Here is a 19100-nt window from a genome sequence, read left to right as displayed (position 1 = left end):
GAAGGAGCATGAAACATATTTTATGTGCAACTGATGGATCACATAGTGCGATGAAAGCGGTGGATTTTGCTGTCGAACTGGCAAAGTCAGTCGGTGCCAAGCTGACATTTATCCATGTCCTCAGACCAACCAGTGAAGATATTTCACATAGTTACTTTTGGGATTCGAGCATTCTGGATGCTGCTGATGCGCAAATCCAACAGGAACTACGTGAGGCCATGGTCAGGGCGACTTCTCAGGGACTCGAGGAAGTATTTTGCATCACGGCATCCGGCCATGATATTGCCAAAGCCATTGTTGATTATGCTGAGAAACATGAGCATGACCATGTGGTGACCGGATCGGTGGGACGAAGTGGCATTGCAAAAGTGTTATTAGGATCGATAGCGCAGCATATTGTGCAGCGCTCTCACTGTCCGGTAACCATCGTCAGATAAGCCTTAGTCCCGCAGTACTGTCATGGCTGCGGGACACTTTTTCTGAGTCGAAAGAGGAATATTAAATGAATACAGATGCCATCTATGCACTGATGCTGGTGTTGTTTAGTAGTAGCTGTCTGTTTGTTATGTATCGCCGTCATCATCAGCAGGTATTGGCTTCACGAAGTCAGGTGTTTGATGATTGCCATCACTTAATTGACTTGACGTCATCAAAAACGGATGAACAGGGCTACTCATCCATATATGCCGACTGGAATGATACAAGAGTCAAACTTTCTGTAGAGGTCGATAACCTGACGGCCAGAAAGTTACCGGTGATGTGGATGCATATCACCTTGTTTAGAAAGCATAAAGACAGCAGTGGAGCGACCATCGATATTTTAGCCAGACCACAAAATACCGAGAGTTTCAGTCCATCATGGCTGTGGCTAAAACCCGTTATGCCTTTAGGCGGCTGGCCGCAACATGCCCGCTATATGACAAAGACCCAGCCACCGTCACTAACGAGCATCGATCAAGACGTGAAAGCTCTGTTTGCTGATGACCGCTGCAAAGAGCTGTTGATTACCCCTGGTGCGATTCGACTCACGTATTTAGCCAAGCAATCAGACCGCGGACATTATTTATTACTGCGAGCGATTAATTTTGATGACAAACCCATTGAGTCAAACTTTATAAAGGGCTTGTTATACAAGTTAGATGCCTTAGCAGACCATCTGGGTGAGGTACGAAATGAAGCAGCCTAGCGCCTTATTGCAGGGACCTGTGCATCCCTACTTTGTTTTGTTGATTGCCATTGTGTTGCCGGGAGTGGGACAGGTAGTGAATCACAATCCCATGCGTGGTTTGACCATGTTGTTTTTTATGCTGGTGTTAGGCGTGGTCACTTACCAAATGGCTGCTCCCGGTATTTCGGTGATAGGCCAGTTTGCTGGTGGGATTTTTATTTACGCATTATCGATTATGGATGCCTACTTGTGGGCCAGAATTCGTTGGGAGCAAGCCAATTTCTCTCAATAGGTAAGGGTATAACCCCAAGGTAGTAATCCTTCTTTGGAATTTTTTTACCCCCAGAACTAAGTGATACTGAACCTGAAGTTGGTTTTTAGATGAAACCATTTCTTCATGGTTATCCTCGGACTCATTGCGATTTGAGACCTTTGGGTGAATGGCTGAAAATTTCAGTCATTCACACCGTTTTTTTCAGTTGATTCAACCGATGTGTGAATCAAAAAAATTAAGGATACATAATGAATCTGCCTTTAACACATCGACTTGAAGATGTTCAAAATACGCCAGATAAACGCCAACTCATCATTGATAAAGTGGGTATAAAGTCTCTCCGTTACCCGGTTTTATTTCAGTCAACCACAGAAACCCCTATTCGTGTTGTGGCTGAATTTAATATGTACGTACATCTGGCTGCTGATGTGAAAGGCACGCATATGTCACGTTTCATCGAGTTGCTGGAACGTCCTGACGCCATATTCAGCCTGAGCAATATGCCTGCATTTATGGCCGATATGTTGGAGTTACTGGGTGCAAAACAAGGTCATGTCAGCTTACGATTCCCGTATTTCATCAGTAAGGCGGCACCTGTTTCTGGCGTGAAAAGTGTCATGGATTATGACATCACACTGACCGCAGATTACACCGATAAACTGGAGCTGACCGTAAAAGCTGAGATCCCCGTGACCAGCCTTTGTCCGTGTTCCAAGAAAATTTCAGATTATGGTGCCCATAACCAACGCTCTTTGGTCACGGTTGAAGCCCGCATTAGTGAAGATATGACGCTGAATGCGTTAATTCAGCTGATTGAGCAGCAAGCGTCCAGTCAGCTGTATGGTTTATTGAAACGACCTGATGAAAAGTATGTCACCGAATTTGCTTATGACAATCCCAAATTTGTCGAGGATTTAGTCAGAGATATTGCTGTCGCATTAGCACAGCAGGAAACCGTGTCAGGTTTCCGTGTGGAGTGTGAAAACTTTGAATCTATCCATAATCATTCTGCCTACGCCGTTATTGATCAGTTATAAGGAGTTATATCCTCATGCCACAATCTAAGTTGAAGTCTTATTCTCAACCTGCACAAATCGCTAGTGCAGAAGCGATTATTGAGGATATTCGACAGGGCAAAATGGTTGTCTTAATGGATGATGAAAACCGTGAAAATGAAGGTGATCTTGTTATGGCGGCCAGTCATGTCACTGCTGAAGCAGTGAACTTCATGGCCATGCATGCACGTGGCCTGATTTGCCTGACACTCACTGAGCAACGCTGCGAACAATTAAACTTACCCTTGATGGTTAAGCAAAACAAAGCGGGTTTCGAAACCAATTTTACATTGTCGATTGAAGCAGCTGAAGGCGTCACAACGGGCATTTCCACACAAGATCGTGCTGTGACTATCCAAGCAGCCGTAGCAGCGAATGCCACACCTGAAGATATTGTCAGCCCTGGACATATTTTCCCAGTAATGGCTCGGGCGGGTGGGGTGTTGACTCGTGCAGGACACACAGAAGCCGGCTGTGATTTAGCGGCATTAGCAGGACATGAACCTGCGGCTGTTATCTGTGAAATTATGAATGAAGATGGCACGATGGCCCGTCTACCCGATCTACTCGAATTTGCCAAACAGCATGATTTAAAAGTCGGCACCATTGCTGACCTTATCGCTTATCGTCACCAGCATGAACAAAATGTGGTTCGCTTAAATGAACGTGAAATGCAAACCATGCTGGGAACATTCCGTCGCCACGATTATTTAGATAAAACCACCGGTATGAAACATCTGGCATTGGTCTACGGTACTCCTGTCGCTGGTGAAGAAACATTAGTCAGAGTGCATGCACCGTTTAATAGTATGGACTTGCTGGATTATGACCGACACGGACATACCTGGAGCGTGGCGGAGGCGATGCAGCACATTCAGCAACAAGGATCGGGTGTACTGGTCCTGCTTCATGGTGATGAAGATGAATGGGAACGACTGATTCAGTCTGATCGAAATTATGCTGATGAGTATGTGCTTAAACACTATGGCATTGGTGCTCAGATTTTAAGAGATTTAGGCGTCACTGAAATGCGGCTGATGACCTGGCCGAGAAAGCTGCCATCAATGAGTGGCTTTGGCTTGAGTGTCACAGACTATGTGTTACCAGATGACTTAGCAGAAAAACTTGCTGCATCAGACGTTGTATAAAAAATGTTGTTGGCTGGTTAGGTCTCAATTAATGATTAATAAAAAGGGCTAATATGGCTTGGTTAGCATTAGTAGTAGCGGGATTACTGGAAGTTGTCTGGGCGGCGGGATTGAAATACTCAGAAGGTCTGACCAAGTTAGGCCCCAGTCTGCTGGCTCTGGTTACCGTTGCCTTGAGTTTATGGTTGTTGGGTGTGGCAATGAAAACGTTACCACTAGGCACTGCCTATGGTGTCTGGGTAGGCATAGGTGCGATTGGCACGGTGATTTTCGGTATCGTATTTTTATCTGAGCCAGCCACCATTGCACGTCTGTTCAGTATCTTATTAATTCTATCGGGTATCATCGGGCTGAAACTCTCTCACTAAAACAGGTGGAAGACTGTTTTTTTGAACCCACCGAAGTGTCGTTAGATACAGATTAGCGTTAACCATCACTGACAATACGATGCGTGGTATGTTACTACTTGTTTTGATTGGCAATGGTGTCATCAAATATTAAGTGAGGTCAGAGACGGTGGAAAATAAAGCTCAGCGGCCGATAACACTTTCTCTCTACAATCGTTTTTCATTACACCGCAGTATCGACTGGACCGGTGCTTTCTGGCTTGCCAGTGGTGTACCGGCACTAGTGTTATTTTCAATGGGAGCCATTGCTGCCACAGTCGGTAAACCTGCCTGGTTAATCTGGATTGTGTCTATTTCTATCGGGCTTGTACAAGCCTTTACCTACGCTGAGATTGCCGGATTATTCCCGCATAAAACCGGTGGTATCTCTGTGCACAGCTCGGTTGCCTGGGCCAATTACAGTAAATGGGTAGCCGCACTGTGTATCTGGTGTAACTGGGTTGCTTGGGGGCCGGTACTGGCTATTGGTTCTGCCCTGGCTGCCGGTTATATTCTGAACGTGACCTATCCGCCGGATGCGGTGATTAATACCTGGCAAATCACTTTACTCGATCTCAGCTTTCTTAAAGCCGGGCTTTGTCTGCGAATCAACGCCGTCTTTATTATCGGTGCCGTATTAATGGTGTTGGTTTTTGCTATTCAAAACGGCGGCATTTTACGCTCCGCCAAAGCGATGATGATTATTGGCCTGTCCGGGCTGGCCCCATTGATGCTGATTGCCATTGTGCCGTTGATTACTGGTGATATGGTCATGAGTAATTTTTATCCATTAGCAGCGCTTGCCTATGACGCTGATGGTTATGTAATACCCGGTGTTTGGGATATTAAAGGCTGGTCTTTAGTGGCTGGGGCACTGTTTATTGCTGCCTGGTCAACGTATGGCTTTGAAACGGCCGTCTGTTATACCCGTGAGTTTAAAGACCCCAGCCGTGATACTTATCGCGCCATTCTCTACTCAGGCTTGCTGTGTTTATTTGCTTTTGTACTGATTCCATTTACCTTTCAGGGGCATATGGGGCTGGGACAAATGATTGAACCACAGCATTTTAATGCCGCAGGCGAAGTGATCCAGCCCGCACGATATGACGGCATGTTAGCTGCCGATATTTATAGTGGGATGGGCATTGCCAATGCGCTCTACGGCATTTTGGGTAACAGCGGCATTATGGTCGATATGTTTGTCGTGATGCTGGTGCTGGCACTGATGTTATCGATTATGACCACGATGTCCGGATCTTCTCGCACCTTATATCAGGGTTCTATTGATGGCTTATTGCCTAAATATTTATCTCAGGTAAATCAGCACGGTGCACCGACCCGTGCGATGTGGACTAATCTTATCGTTAACCTGATGTTACTCAGTCTGTCTGATTATGTATTTTTGCTTGCCGCATCTTGTGTCAGTTACATCATTTTTAACTTTTTGACTCTCAATGCCGGTTGGATTCACCGTATCGACAGACCTGACTGGAAACGCTGTTATCGAACCCCGAAAGTCTTATTTATTGCGGGTATTGTCATGGCGTTTTTTAATATTACCTTTATGGCGTTGGGCGCCAATATATGGGGCAGTGGCACCTTGATGAGTGGTTTGATTCTGGCGAGCCTGAGTATCCCATTATTTTGCTGGCGGCATTACCTGATTGATAAAGGTCAGTTACCCCAATCCATGCAGGAAGATATTCAAGCTGGCAACACAGCAGGAACGTCTCGTAAAGCCGGTCGGTGGCCTTACCTGGTCTTGCTGTTTAGCGTGCTGCTGGTGGGTGGGATTCAGTTTGTAGTTAGTTAACTATCTGATTGAACGGTATAAGGCATAGAAACTACTTATCCAGTTTGCCGAGCCCTTGATTTCTAAGCATGTCTATAAAAGCAATTTATATGTTGCTTTTTGTGGGAGAATCACTTTCCAGTTCAAAAAGAAACTTATATATTGCTAACACGTAAAAAAGAAACTAATATGTTTCTTATTGGTAAATAGCAACTTATATATTTCATTATGAATTCACTACTCGAACAGATCAAAAAACGCCGTATTGCATTGGAACTCAAGCAGCACGATATGATGCTGCGCGTTGGTATATCACGCCAGCAATATCAGCGGTTGGAATCCAAAGGCAATCCACGTCTTGATACGCTTGAACTTATTGCCAAGGGGCTTAAAAGTGAATTACTGCTGATACCTCAGGAAAAATTAAATGCTGTGCTGGCAGTACTGGCTGACGATAACTTGTCACCAACAGGGACATCAACCAATCCACATCCGACAGACAAAGAAAAAAGTAGCTCATTAGCTGATGACCCATGGCAGGGATTGTTGGGAGAAAATGAATGAGCACAGACAGCAATGATGAAGTAAACGTCTTACAGCTCTCCATCCACGACGTACTGGTCGGCTATCTCGCCGGCTTTAAGAATGGCCGCAATGTATTGAGCATTGCAGACTCATTTAAAAATGACCCTGAGCGCCCGACATTCAGCCTTATCACTCACCCTTCGTTTCCGAATGCAGCCAAACTCATGGCCGAGCCATGGCCTCGGAATCAACGGCTGCATCCTGTGCTTTCAAACCTGCTGCCAGAAGGCTCGTTGCGCGAACTGATTGCACAAGGCCTGAAGGTACACGTTGATAATGAATTTCACATTCTCTCGTACCTTGGCGAAGACTTGCCGGGAGCAATCGAAGCTATGCCAATGGAACCTGAAGATATTCCTGATTACATCCTGAGCACTCACGGAAAGGCTAAGGCGGTTAAGTTCGATAAAGTTACCCAAGAAAACAAGTTTTCCTTGGCCGGCGTGCAAATGAAGTTTTCCATGAAGGAAAAGGATGGACGCTATAACTTATCTAAAGGCAACGTGCTGGGTGATTGGATCATCAAAACGCCCTCAACCAAGCACAAGTTTGTGCCACTGAATGAATACACTGCTATGTCACTGGCGGGTATGGTCGGCGTTGATATTCCTGAGATCAAACTTGTTGACCTGGATAAGCTCGATAATCTGCCACAAATTAACTTACCCGATGAAAAGCAAGCCTTTGCCATTAAGCGATTTGATCGTAATGATGACCAGCGCATTCACATGGAAGACTTTGCACAAATTCTAGTGAAGTACCCGCACGAAAAATACACTTCAGCCAATTATGAGAATATCGGCAAAGTCATTTATGACTTTTCTGGCGACGGCCTTGCAGACGTGCAACAGTTCGCAAGACGATTACTGGTGAATATTCTTTTGGCAAATGGCGATGCACACCTAAAAAACTGGAGCTTTTTGTATCCTGATAAGGTGACGCCGCGACTTTCTCCTGCATACGATATCGTTACAACGAGTGTGTATATCGAAAATGAAACCAAGTATGCGCTCAACCTCGGTAAAACCAAAGAATGGTATACCGTCACCATGACTCATTTTCAGTCATGGGCAGAGAAATCTGGCATTCCATGGCGAGCGATTAAGCCTCATTTAGATGACACAATGGCAAAAGCTAGAGAGCTATGGCCTGAAGCGCTGAAAATGCAACCAATGGACGAAGCACACAAAGAAGGCCTTAGAATGCATTGGGCTAAGCTTCAGGACGATTTTAAGATTGAAGCCAAACAATGATGGTTTCTCAGCTAACGGATAATTGATATATAGATACGAATCAATAGGGTTCGAGTGTTCGCTTATTACCTTGCCTCATTCCCTTGGTGTATGGTTTAAATTAAAAAAAGGAATGAGAACCTGTCTAATCTTTTTTCACTCATCATCACAACGTTTCTCAATTTAATCAATTTTTTTAAATAATGAAATTGGTCATGTTTAGAGAGGATACTTGGATCAAAATTGATAAATTCTCAACATGTTCGTGGCTAATTTATCGTTGGCTATACTCCCTAAAAAGCAGCTGCCTCTGAGATTCGTACTACCTAGGAAGTAAGTCCTCTTAGTAATTGTTGAGATGGGCTGTGGAACTGAAAATAGCGTTGCCAATACTCATAAAATAGGGAGAAACATAATGGCACGCGATCCTAAGCACGACATACTCTTTGAGCCAATTCAGATTGGTCCAAAAACATTGCGTAATCGGTTTTATCAGGTTCCCCATTGCATTGGTGCCGGTTCAGATCGACCAGGCTTCCAAGCAGCACATCGTTCGATGAAAGCGGAAGGTGGTTGGGCAGCAATGAACACCGAATACTGTTCAATCCATCCAGAATCAGATGATACCCATCGTCTGTCAGCACGTATCTGGGATGAAGGTGACGTCCGTAATTTACGTGCGATGACGGATGAAGTTCACAAATATGGTGCTTTAGCCGGTATCGAAATGTGGTACGGCGCCGCTCATGCACCGAATATGGAAACCCGGGCAACGCCTCGTGGCCCTAGTCAGTTCGCCTCAGAATTTGAAACATTAAGCTACTGTAAAGAGATGGATCTTGATGATATCAAGATGGTGCAGCAGTACTATGTTGACGCCGCTTACCGTGCTCGCGATGCTGGATTTGATATCGTTTATGTCTACGGTGCTCACTCCTATTTGCCTCTGCAATTCCTTAACCCGTATTACAACAAACGCACTGACGGTTATGGTGGTTCATTAGAAAACCGTGCTCGTTTCTGGGTGGAAACACTGGAAAAAGTCCGTAAAGCGGTGGGGGATGATTGTGCGATTGCAACCCGTTTTGCTATCGACACCATTTATGGCCCTGACCAGATTGAAGTAGAAGAAGACGGCATCAAATTTATTGAGCTGGCCGATGACTTTATTGACCTGTGGGATATCACTGTCGGTGATATTGCTGAGTGGGGTGAAGACGCTGGCCCATCACGTTTCTATCAACAAGGTCATACTGTGCCTTGGGTTGAGCATGTGAAACGTGTTTCCAAGAAACCTGTTTTGGGCGTTGGCCGTTATACCGATCCTGAAAAAATGACGGAAATCGTCACCAAGGGTATCGTGGACATTATCGGTGCAGCACGTCCTTCAATTGCCGATCCATTCCTGCCGAAGAAAATCGAAGAAGGTCGTTACGACGATGTGCGTGTGTGTATCGGTTGTAATGTCTGTATTTCGCGTTGGGAAATCGGTGGCCCTCCAATGATTTGTACGCAAAATGCGACAGCCGGTGAAGAGTATCGTCGCGGCTGGCATCCTGAGAAATTTGCCAAAGCAGGTTCAGAAGACTCGGTGCTGGTGGTGGGTGCAGGTCCTTCTGGTTCAGAAGCGGCGCGTGTATTGATGGAACGTGGTTACACCGTTCACTTATACGATAAAGCTGAAAAAGTAGGTGGTCATCTAAACCAGGTTGTCACACTGCCTGGACTAGGGGAGTGGGGATATCACCGCGATTATCGTGAAACTCAGCTCGATAAGTTGGTTAAGAAAAACAAACACAATGTGATTGCGCTGGGTCAGAAACCACTGACCGCTGATGATGTATTGGAATACGGTGCAGATAAAGTGGTTATCGCCACTGGTTCACATTGGAATAGTGATGGTAATAACTGTCTGACACATGCACCAATTCCAGGTGCGGATGCGTCTCAACCAGAACAACTGACACCAGAACAAGTGTTATCGGGTGAGAAGAAAATTGGCAAACGCGTGGTTATTTTGAATGCAGACAGCTATTTCATGGCACCAAGTCTGGCTGAAAAATTAGCTACTGAAGGCCATGAAGTAACGGTTGTATCAGGTGTTCATTTGGGTAATTACATGCACTTTACTCTGGAATATCCAAACATGATGCGTCGTCTACATGAGCTGGGTATTGAAGAAATTGGTGATCACTTCTGCACACGTATCGAGAAGAATCGCCTGGAAATCTATAACCTGTGGGGTGATGGCTCTAAACGTAGCTATCGTGGTCCTGGTGTTTTCCCACGTGAAGAAAACAAGACTCACCGTTGGTTGGAATTTGATTCTTTAGTGCTGGTGACAGGTCGTTCTTCTGACAATGCCTTGTACAAAGAACTCAAAGAGCGTCAAGCAGAATGGGATGAAAACGGCATCAAAGGTATTTACCTGATTGGTGATGCTGAAGCGCCTCGTCTGATTGCTGATGCGACATTTACTGGCCAGCGTATCGCAAGGGAAATCGAGGAAGATAACCCTCAATATCCATTGCCGTACAAACGCGAAACGATTTCTTGGGGAACACCACATATGCCAGGTGGTAACCACGAGATCGAATACAAGATCTAGACCGGAAAAGGAGTGTGCTGTCGCTAACGGCAGCACGCTTTTCCAACCTCAGCAATCACTTATTCCTATTCCAAAAAAGCTTGCAGGTGTGTCATGAACGAAGCACAAGAGATTACTCGGATTTTATTTCAAGGTTTTCAGACCTCATCCATTTACCTTTTTTATGCGTTTGGTTATTCCGCTATCGCCGTCTTTATTTATGGTTGTTACGTTCAGGTAAGAAAATACCGTCGTGGTCAACCTGATGCGGCTTGGGGCGAATTTCTTGCACGATTTGGTGACATGGTCAAAACCATGCTGACACACCGCACGATTAAACGCCGTGACAGGGCGGCAGGCAAAGCCCATGCCGGTATATTTTTTGGATTTGTTTTGCTGTTTTTAGGAACAGCGACCATCACACTTGAATACGATATTTTAGAGCCATTATTTGGCTTTAAATTCTGGTATGGCGACTTTTACCTCTGGTTCTCACTGGTACTCGACATTGCCGGAACAGCCGTTATCGCAGGCGTTTTATACATGATGTATCGCCGAAAATGGCTGAAATTACCTAAACTAGATTACAAACGTCCCGATCGTGAACCGACCGATCCTGACTACGACCGCAGTGCTTATCGTCGTGAAGACTGGGCATTTTTATGGGGCTTTATCATCATTTTGATTACGGGGTTTTTGCTTGAAGCCTCACGTCTGATTTGGTTGATGAATGATGCCACTGTATGGGATTACCGCTGGTGGTCTCCAGTGGGTGCACTGATTGCTAATGCCTTACATGCTCTTGGCATGGGGCCGGAAGCGGCAGGGCATTTCCGTACCGGACTCTGGTGGTTCCATGGCTTTATAGCTTTAACCTTTGTTGCTTTGATTCCTTTTACCAAAGTGAAACATATCTTTACGGCATCGGCGTCGTTAATGTTTCGCGACCCTATGGCCGGTCGTCGTTTACCGATGGTGCCCGAAGATCAGGAAGAGATTGGGGTTAAAACCATTACCGATCTGACTTGGAAAAACTTACTGAATCTGGATGCCTGTACCAAATGTGGCCGCTGCCATGAAGCCTGTCCGGCTAATGCAGTGGGTGCACCATTATCACCACGTGATGTGATTCTGTCATTGCGTGAGTTTGCCAATAATACCTTACAGAAAAAAGAGTTACCGGACGAAGCCGAGCTGGATGTACATGGTAAAGATATCGGTCAGGTGTTTATGGAAACGCTGTGGTCATGTCGTACCTGTCTGGCCTGTGTGGAAATCTGTCCGGTAGCGGTTGAGCATGTGCCGATTATTGTGCAGATGCGTCGTAAGTTAGTGGATGAAGGCAATATGGAGCCGATTCTGCAAAAAACGCTGCAATCCGTGCATAAAAACGGTAACTCGATGGGCGAGTCTAAACGTAAACGGGCGAAGTGGACTAAAGATTTACCTTTCACCATCAAAGATGCCCGTAAAGAACCAGTGGATGTGATGTGGTTTGTCGGCGATTACGCGTCTTTTGACCCACGCAATCAGGTGGTGACCAAATCGTTTGCAAAACTGATGCGTCAGGCTGGTGTTGATTTTGGTTTGTTATACGAAGCCGAAATGAATGCCGGTAATGATATTCGTCGCGTCGGTGAAGAAGGGCTATATGAATTCCTGGCCACCTCGAATATCAGCACATTAGAAAAGTGTGATTTCCAATCCATTGTCACCACCGATCCACATTCATTTAACACCATCCGTAATGAATACCCGGACTTTGGTGGCGAGTTTGAAATTAACCACTACACCACGGTGATTAAACAGCTGTTAGAACAAGGAAAATTGAAGCTGAAAAAACAGCTAGATCTGATGGTCACTTTCCATGATCCATGCCATTTAGGCCGTTACAACAAAGGCTATGATGCGCCTCGTGACATTATCAAAATGCTCGGTTGTGACCTGGTGGAAATGGCACGTAATCGTGATAACTCGTTCTGCTGTGGTGCCGGTGGTGGACGTATCTGGATTCCTGATCCTGTTGGCATCCAAAAACCCTCTGAAAACCGAATTCATGAAGCCGGTGAAATTGAGGATCTGGACGTATTTATCGTTTCGTGTCCGAAAGATCTCACCATGTTTGAAGACGCACGTAAAACCGCCGGTTATGAAGGCAAGTTTGAAGTGAAAGAGCTGATTGAGCTTATCACTGAGTGCGTGGAATTTGACGATGATTCTGTTGATGAAGATGCAGACGCAGCTTAATGATTCGATGCCGGGCTCTGCGGCTGAGTTAATCTCAGTCGCGCTCGACAGCGGCGATATTTATAGCGCTGCAGCAGTGTATGGCCTGGCCGATATTGATGATAAAAAATCACTGGCAAAGCTCCTGACAGCAAAGCGTCGTGATGTACTTAAACTGGCACGTTGGGAACACACGCCTACTGAAGTGCTGGCCTTATTTGCTGATGTAGAGGATGAGGCCGTTCGCTTACGTATTGATAAAAACCCGGCAACACAGACTCAGACGCTAAGCAATTTATACCGTGATGAAGCAGATATCAGTTTTATCACCCTGATTGCTAAGCATGCCAATACCAGTGCCGAGGTGTTGTGGCAGATTTTGCATAGCAGCACGGCGACAGATTTAGTGCGTGCGGTAGTGAAAAATCCCAATACTGACGCCGAGACCTTAGCGCTGGTCGCTGAGAAATTTGCCGATCAATTTGATGCTGAACTTGCCAGCCATCCAGCAACATCCGCTGATTTATTAATGCGTTTATACGCACGTGGTAATGAGTTTGTTCAGGCTGCTGTGGTGGCTCATAAAGCATGTCCGGACACACTTTTTACACTTGCCGCGAAACAGGAAAGCAGTCTGATCCTGCGTCATTTAGCGACAAATCCACATATTGATAAACGACTGACCTCACGTTTGGCATTGGATAAGGGTTATTCAGTCAGGCGAGCGGCGGCAAGTCATAAAAATCTGCCCGCTTGGGTACTGGAACAGCTGGTTAGAGATGATTCCGAATATGTCAGGCGTGTGGTAGCGGCAAGAGAAGACCTGACGGCTGAGATGATGAATTGTCTGATAGCCGATACGGACCATTGGGTCAGACAATGGGTGGCTCTTAATCCAAAACTCAGTGACTCACAGCTGTACAGCTTGTCACAAGATGAGCACAAAGAGGTTCGTCGCGCTGTGGCCAGAAACCCAAAAACCAATTCGGCTCTGCTCAGACAACTCGCTAACGATGAACAAGTGTGGGTACGTGCTGCGGTAGCAAATCAGCCCAATACGCCGGCCAGCACCTTGATCATCCTTGCCGATATGGACGATATCGACGTGCTTGGTGGTGTCGCCTCCAACCCAAAAACACCGCAGAAAGTGCTACAGCGATTGAGCTATTCAATCAGTGCTGATGTCAGGCGGGCGGTCATTCTCAACAAAATGGCGATTCGTCAGACCTTATTGCCTCTGCTGGATGACCCGTATTACCTGAATCGCATGATGCTTATCCAAAGCAGAGCACTTAGTGCTGATGACAAATGGACCTTATATGACGATCCGGATCCGGCGGTTCGGTTCAGCCTTTTTACCTGGTTTTCCAGGCAATACCAGCAGTAACTCACTGCAAATAAAGCTGATGTAGACAGCAAAGTTAGGAGAAATAGCATGAAAATTTTAGTTGCAGTCAAAGAAGTCGCCTCACTTGACGATGACTTTGAAATTCGTGACGACCAATTGGACGTCGATGAGGACTTTCTGCTTTATGACCTGAATGAATGGGACGATTATTCCCTGGAAGAGGCCATGAACATTAAAGAAGCCGCGGATTCAGACGTGGAAGTGGTAGTTGTGTCTGTTGGGCCCGATCGGGTTGAGGAAAGTTTGCGTAAATGCCTGGCTAAAGGTGCAGACCGGGCAATTCGTGTGTGGTCGGATGAGATGGAAGGATCCGACTCGATTACCGTGGGCCGCATTCTGGCCGCGGTCGCTGAACAAGAAAAACCGGACATGATTTTTGCCGGTGTGCAGTCGTCTGATGATGCAAATGGCTCGACCGGTATTTCTTTATCGTCTTATCTGAATTGGCCTCATGCCGCCGTGGTAGCAGGTCTGGACTATACGCCAGGCAGCAATAAAGCTGTCGCCACCCGCGAACTTGAAGGGGGAATGGCACAGGATGTGGAAATAAGTTGCCCTGCGGTTTTAACCATTCAACTCGGTATTAATACACCGCGTTATGCCTCTTTACGCGGTATCAAACAAGCCGCTGCTAAACCTATCGAAGAAATCAGCCTGAGTGATTTTGGATTAAGTGCCGAGGATGTGGGCGCCGATGCGAGTTTTGCACGAGTACGTCGTATGTACATTCCAGAAAAAGGTATGGCGACCATGATTGAGGGTACACCCGCAGAACAGGCCGCAAAACTGGCTGAGATAATTAAAGAATACAGAGGAGAACTCTAATGAAAACGATTTTGGTGATGGCGGAAACACGTCAGAATGAATTACGCCCGAATTCTCTGGAAGTGATCTCCGCTGCGCAGGAGTTGCGACATGCAGATGATAAGGTCATCGTTGCAGTGGCGGGGATGAATGCGGATAACTACACCAGTGCTTTATCGCTCGCAGGTGTTGATGAAGTGGTGGCGGTGAAAACGGCAACAGAAGATTTTGATGCCGATATTCAGGAAGCAGCCGTGTCAGAGCTGATGGAAAAATACACACCATCTGTGGTATTGATGCCGCATTCTGTTGATAGTCTGGGTTATGCGCCAACGCTGGCTCGTAAAGGCAATTATGGTTTTGCCAGTGATGTATTTGGGCTCGCTTATGATGGTGACGATCTAGTTGCAACCCGTGCCGCCTATAACCAAAAGGTGAATGTGGAAGTGGACTTCCCAGGTAAAGACTGTGTATTACTGACTATCCGCCCAAGCGTATTTAAGCAGGCTGAAGATGCTGGTTCGCCAACGATTTCATCATTGGATATGACATCGCTGACCAGCCGCAGTCAGAATCTGCGTTATGTTGAACCGGAAGGCGCAGATGATATTGATATTACGGGTGTGGACTTTATTATGTCTATCGGCCGCGGTATCGCAGAAGAAAATAATGTGGATACCTTCCGTGAATTATCTGAGCTGGCGGGAGCAACATTATGCTGTTCGCGTCCGATTGCTGACTCAGGCTGGTTGCCAAAATCACGTCAGGTAGGGCAATCTGGCAAGGTAGTCGGTGCTTGTAAGCTGTATGTGGCGATGGGCATATCCGGCTCAATTCAACATATGGCAGGGATGAAACATGTGCCGAGCATTGTGGCGGTGAACACCGATCCGGGCGCATCGATATTTAATATTGCCAAGTACGGCATCGTGGCGGATATCTTCGATATTGAAGAAGAATTGCGCACACACTTTGAATAACGTTATTTTATCCGGCATCGGGTAAGTGTTTTATTTACCCGGTGCCATTTATTTATATGAGGAAACAGATTTGGCAGATATACATGGGGCAGGTGTTCGCGACGATATTGACGGCAATGGCTTTCGAGTAGGTATCGTTGTCTCGCGGTTTAACTCTGATATTTGCACGGCACTGCTAAATGCCTGTGTTGATCAGTTAAAAGCCAGCAACGTTCAGGAACAGGACATTCAGGTGTTGTCTGTGCCGGGGGCATTGGAAATACCGATGGTCATGCATGAGCTGGCATTAAAAGGTAATTGTGATGGTCTGGTCGCATTAGGCTGCATCATTCGTGGGGAAACCTATCATTTTGAGATTGTGGCCAATGAGTCTGCTCGTGCTTGTACGGATATCCAGATTGGTACAGGTATTCCGCTGGCGAATGCGATTCTGACCACAGAAAACGAAGAACAAGCTAAAGATCGGATGATCATTAAAGGTCGTGAAGCGGCTTTGGTGATTATTGAGATGATTCAGACATTAAAGTCTTTGCACGCAGAGTAATTTTTCTTAATTATTTTCTTTATTATCAATGGATTATAAAAGGTAGAGCATAAAAAATCAGATGGTTTTTACCCATTAAGGAGTACTCCATCATGAGAATTTTTATATGCGGCTGATTTCGGTAAGTTTTTTACATTGAATTCGTACTATGTAACCGGAGTTAGACCATGAATAATCCACTGCCTAAAGACACTATTACCCGTAACTCAGTTCTCAATGTTCGTCATAAAGAACTTGGGTCAACACTGGATGGCGAAACATGGAATGGTATGCCCATTCCATGGAGCTACCATACTGATGTTAACGATGAGGTAGTTGCTGTCCGTACCCGGGCAGGTTTATATGACGTATCTGGCCTCAACATTGTTAATGTTTCTGGGCCTGCGGCATTAAAAATTCTCGACAGGTTAGTGACAATTGATGTGACTAAACTCGAGCCAGGCACTTCCCGACTCGCCGGTGAAGTGAATGAAGAAGGGGCGCTGGTCGATGACATCATGGTTATCTGTGATGACAAAGAACATTACCGTTTATCTCATGGCAGTGGCGCTACACAACAAACCTTAGCCGAACTTGCCAAGGGTGAGGATGTCACGGTTGAGCAGGATTATGATGTGCATATCCTGTCACTCCAAGGTCCACGCTCAATCGACATTCTGGACCCTGAGCTAGATTTCAATCTGGCTGAATTACCTTATTTCAAACATATCAAGACGACCTTATTTGGTCGTGAAGTGATCCTCGCTCGCGGTGGTTATTCAGGTGAGCGCGGTTATGAAGTCTATTGTGCAGCGGCTGATGCTGTGTACCTGTGGGACATGATTCTGGAAAAAGGTCAGCCGTATGGCTGCATCCCGGCATCATGGGACTCACTCGACCTGACCCGCGTTGAAGCGGCCTTACTGTTCTTCCCGTTTGATATGCCTGAAGGTGATACCACTCCTTGGGAAGTCAATATGGACTGGTGTGTTGATCTGGATAAACCTGGTGATTACATCGGTAAAGATGCTGTACTGAAACTTAAAGGCAGAGAGCGCTTTAAACAAATAGGTCTGGAATGCATGACAAATCAGGCTGTTGAGATAGGTGCGAAATTACTTATTGATGGCAAGCAAGTCGGTGTCATCACCAGTGCCAGCTACAGTCAATATCTGATGAAGTCCATTGCTATGGCCCACATCAAACCTCAATATTCACAACTGGGAACGGCTGTGACGATTGATTCTGACAAGCCTTTCAAAGCCACCATTGTCAAAATGCCTTTTTACGATCCAATGCGTATGCGTACCCATCCTAAATAAGCCGTTCATATATAAACAGGCTATACCGTTATTCAGATTTAAGAAGAGGAAATGACAATGGAAAGAGGTTACAGAATTAGAAGTAAGCCTTTGTACGATCCGTTGATTTGGAAAGAGCATGCTACTGATCATGTCGTGATTGCTCATGCTGAAGGTGGTGTTGGTGTATTGAAGTTATTTCAGATGATGACGCCAAAACAACCAATCAAAGTATTGTTTGCCGATGATGCGCGTGCACAGCGTTCTTATCGTGACATTATCAGTAAGCTGGTGGATGAAGGTCTACAGATTCTTGATGATAAAGAAGGCGTATTGTCAGCCGTATCGGCCACGCTTGATGACTGTGTCATGGGCACACAGTTTTATATTGCGGGTAATGAGGATTTCATCTGGGCAGCATCTCAGATACTGAAATCAGCAGGTGTGGATGACAAAAATGTCATGAAAGAGCAGTGTGGCAGCCTGGCTCGTCCTGTCTATTGCGTGCATTGCAAAACAATCGATCCTGAAGTGCATCACAATGTTTATACCTGTCCTGGCTGTGGACGTCACCTGTTTGTCAGAGATCATTTTTCTCGGCGTTTGGGCGCCTATATGGGGCTAATGGTAGATGCAGAAGAACCCGGCAATATTCCTGAAGTTGAGGAGATGTACCCATGAGTGTTTTAAATGTGACCGTGGAGAAAGTGGAGCAAATCACTGATGTGGTAAAGCAGTTTACCTTTGTACAGGATAACGGTGAAGCTTTACCGAAATTCTCAGGTGGTAGCCACGTTGTTGTATCAATGGATATTAACGGACGCACGCATCGTAATCCTTATTCGCTCATGAGTTCGCCTGCCAATACCGACAGTTATCAAATTGCTGTTCGTCGTCAGGATAAATCTCGTGGTGGTTCCGTGTTTATGCATGACCAGGTTAAACCTGGAACGAAATTAACCATTACATATCCAGTGAATTTGTTTGCCATCAACCGTCTTGGCAAAAAACATATTTTAGTCGCTGGTGGTATTGGTATTACTCCCTTTATGTCCCAAATCGCTGACTTGAATCGTTTAGGCGCGGACTACGAGCTGCATTATGCCTATCGTTCATCTGAGCATGCGGCTTTTCGTGAACAACTGGAAGAATTATGTGGTGATCGCGTGCATTTTTATGTGGAAGGTGATGGCACTCGCATTGATTTTGGGGACTTACTCGGACAGCAACCATTAGGTACGCATGCTTATGTTTGTGGTCCTGAACCAATGGTGAAAATGATGCTACTGACAGCAAAATATTTAGGCTGGCCCAGCAATCATGTTCATAGTGAGCAGTTTTTAGCTCCACCGGTTGGTGATGAATTCACTGTTGTTCTGAATCAGTCAGCGAAAGAGATCGTTGTCCCGGGTGATATGAGCATGCTGGAAGCGATGGAAGAAGCCGGAGTGGATGCGCCTTTCCTATGTCGTGGCGGTGCTTGCGGTCGTTGTGAGTTAGATGTGCTTGAAACTGATGGTGCTTTGTTACATCACGACCATTATCTCAGTGATGCTGAAAAAGCCGCTGGTAATAAGATTATGCCTTGTGTGTCCCGTGCGAAATGTACCCGACTTGTAGTGAATTTGTGA

The 19100-nt window shown here is 45.8% G+C and carries 18 protein-coding genes; all 18 read left to right on the top strand.

The annotated features are described in order from the left end of the window. Positions 1–8: 8 nt before the first annotated feature. The 18 genes from B3V56_RS09205 to B3V56_RS09120 all read left to right on the top strand — a co-directional run bounded on the left by B3V56_RS09205 (position 9) and on the right by B3V56_RS09120 (position 19100). Positions 9–437 carry a universal stress protein gene (locus tag B3V56_RS09205; RefSeq protein ID WP_289281710.1) on the top strand — a complete coding sequence of 143 codons (429 nt, stop codon included), beginning with the start codon at positions 9–11 and terminating at the stop codon, positions 435–437. A gap of 65 nt (positions 438–502) precedes the next feature. Continuing rightward, positions 503–1186, top strand: coding sequence for a hypothetical protein (locus B3V56_RS09200; RefSeq protein ID WP_289281711.1), 684 nt, complete (start codon positions 503–505; stop codon positions 1184–1186). Further along, the gene (locus B3V56_RS09195; protein WP_289281712.1) at positions 1173–1460 is read left to right on the top strand and encodes a hypothetical protein; all 288 of its coding nucleotides are present in this window, start codon (positions 1173–1175) and stop codon (positions 1458–1460) included. The genes B3V56_RS09200 and B3V56_RS09195 overlap by 14 nt, the downstream gene beginning before the upstream one ends. Positions 1461–1690: 230 nt before the next feature. Further along, positions 1691–2479, top strand: coding sequence for a GTP cyclohydrolase FolE2 (gene folE2 / locus B3V56_RS09190; RefSeq protein WP_289281713.1), 789 nt, complete (start codon positions 1691–1693; stop codon positions 2477–2479). A gap of 14 nt (positions 2480–2493) precedes the next feature. Beyond that, positions 2494–3645, top strand: a complete 1152-nt coding sequence (gene ribBA, locus B3V56_RS09185; RefSeq protein WP_289281714.1) for a bifunctional 3,4-dihydroxy-2-butanone-4-phosphate synthase/GTP cyclohydrolase II — start codon at positions 2494–2496, stop codon at positions 3643–3645. A gap of 53 nt (positions 3646–3698) precedes the next feature. Further along, positions 3699–4013: a quaternary ammonium compound efflux SMR transporter SugE gene (gene sugE, locus B3V56_RS09180; RefSeq protein ID WP_091711153.1), complete on the top strand. Its 315-nt coding sequence runs from the start codon at positions 3699–3701 to the stop codon at positions 4011–4013. Positions 4014–4161: 148 nt separating this feature from the next. Then, complete coding sequence (locus B3V56_RS09175; protein WP_289281715.1) at positions 4162–5844, top strand: APC family permease; 1683 nt, start codon at positions 4162–4164, stop codon at positions 5842–5844. 207 nt (positions 5845–6051) lie between these two features. Then, complete coding sequence (locus B3V56_RS09170) at positions 6052–6387, top strand: helix-turn-helix transcriptional regulator (RefSeq protein ID WP_289281716.1); 336 nt, start codon at positions 6052–6054, stop codon at positions 6385–6387. Beyond that, a complete protein-coding gene (locus tag B3V56_RS09165; protein ID WP_289281717.1) occupies positions 6384–7661 on the top strand; it encodes a type II toxin-antitoxin system HipA family toxin in 1278 nt (425 codons plus the stop codon). Before B3V56_RS09170 ends, B3V56_RS09165 begins: the two co-directional genes overlap by 4 nt. Positions 7662–8055: 394 nt before the next feature. Continuing rightward, positions 8056–10248, top strand: coding sequence for an FAD-dependent oxidoreductase (locus B3V56_RS09160; protein WP_289284198.1), 2193 nt, complete (start codon positions 8056–8058; stop codon positions 10246–10248). A 93-nt stretch (positions 10249–10341) separates the two neighbouring features. Then, the gene (locus tag B3V56_RS09155) at positions 10342–12474 is read left to right on the top strand and encodes a heterodisulfide reductase-related iron-sulfur binding cluster (protein WP_289283164.1); all 2133 of its coding nucleotides are present in this window, start codon (positions 10342–10344) and stop codon (positions 12472–12474) included. Further along, positions 12452–13840: a hypothetical protein gene (locus B3V56_RS09150; RefSeq protein ID WP_289283165.1), complete on the top strand. Its 1389-nt coding sequence runs from the start codon at positions 12452–12454 to the stop codon at positions 13838–13840. The genes B3V56_RS09155 and B3V56_RS09150 overlap by 23 nt, the downstream gene beginning before the upstream one ends. A 48-nt stretch (positions 13841–13888) precedes the next feature. Beyond that, on the top strand, positions 13889–14686 hold the full coding sequence (locus B3V56_RS09145; protein WP_289283166.1) for an electron transfer flavoprotein subunit beta/FixA family protein: 798 nt from the start codon (positions 13889–13891) through the stop codon (positions 14684–14686). Further along, complete coding sequence (locus B3V56_RS09140) at positions 14686–15645, top strand: electron transfer flavoprotein subunit alpha/FixB family protein (protein WP_289284197.1); 960 nt, start codon at positions 14686–14688, stop codon at positions 15643–15645. Before B3V56_RS09145 ends, B3V56_RS09140 begins: the two co-directional genes overlap by 1 nt. Positions 15646–15715: 70 nt before the next feature. Beyond that, entirely contained in the window at positions 15716–16189 is a 474-nt protein-coding gene (gene ribH, locus B3V56_RS09135; RefSeq protein WP_289283169.1) for a 6,7-dimethyl-8-ribityllumazine synthase, read from the top strand. A gap of 167 nt (positions 16190–16356) precedes the next feature. Next, on the top strand, positions 16357–17490 hold the full coding sequence (locus tag B3V56_RS09130) for an aminomethyltransferase family protein (RefSeq protein ID WP_289283170.1): 1134 nt from the start codon (positions 16357–16359) through the stop codon (positions 17488–17490). Between the two features lie 57 nt (positions 17491–17547). Further along, positions 17548–18150 (top strand): dimethylamine monooxygenase subunit DmmA family protein, encoded by a 603-nt coding sequence (locus B3V56_RS09125; RefSeq protein WP_289284196.1) that lies wholly within the window; start codon positions 17548–17550, stop codon positions 18148–18150. Then, a complete protein-coding gene (locus tag B3V56_RS09120) occupies positions 18147–19100 on the top strand; it encodes a PDR/VanB family oxidoreductase (protein WP_289283172.1) in 954 nt (317 codons plus the stop codon). Before B3V56_RS09125 ends, B3V56_RS09120 begins: the two co-directional genes overlap by 4 nt.

Source organism: Methylophaga sp. UBA2513 (assembly GCF_002341285.1).
In the GTDB taxonomy this organism is placed as follows: Bacteria; Pseudomonadota; Gammaproteobacteria; order Nitrosococcales; family Methylophagaceae; genus Methylophaga; species Methylophaga marina.
This window is presented reverse-complemented; position numbering and strand designations above follow the sequence as displayed.